The sequence below is a fragment of the Pseudomonas sp. SIMBA_041 genome (assembly GCF_046535095.1).
Classification (GTDB): domain Bacteria; phylum Pseudomonadota; class Gammaproteobacteria; order Pseudomonadales; family Pseudomonadaceae; genus Aquipseudomonas; species Aquipseudomonas mucoides.
Genome location: NZ_JAWRXJ010000352.1, coordinates 1 through 269 on the forward strand (window position 1 = coordinate 1; position 269 = coordinate 269).

General features: G+C 39.0%; 1 protein-coding gene. It reads left to right on the forward strand.

The window, feature by feature from the left end; translation table 11 throughout:
* Positions 1 to 269: hypothetical protein (locus SB725_RS31450; RefSeq protein ID WP_410923328.1), on the forward strand; the 269-nt coding region annotated here is incomplete at both ends.

Genomic DNA, 269 nt, shown 5'->3' on the forward strand with positions numbered 1-269 from the left:
GGGCGCTTAAATAGCGGCTCTGACACAAAAAACACCAACAGTAATGCAAAGAAGACTGATAACGGCCTTAGTTCAGCGAACCGTTTAGATAGCAGTTTCTTAAATGCAAACAACAACACTGAAACTACGAAAGTTAGTGCCAATGATAACGCCAAAGCAAGTATTAAAAACACTCCAATATTAGATAAAGTGTTAATTGATAAACCACTCGATACTCTAAATATTCAAGTCACACGGCAGATACAGCCGAGTCGTAAAGAAACAGACGC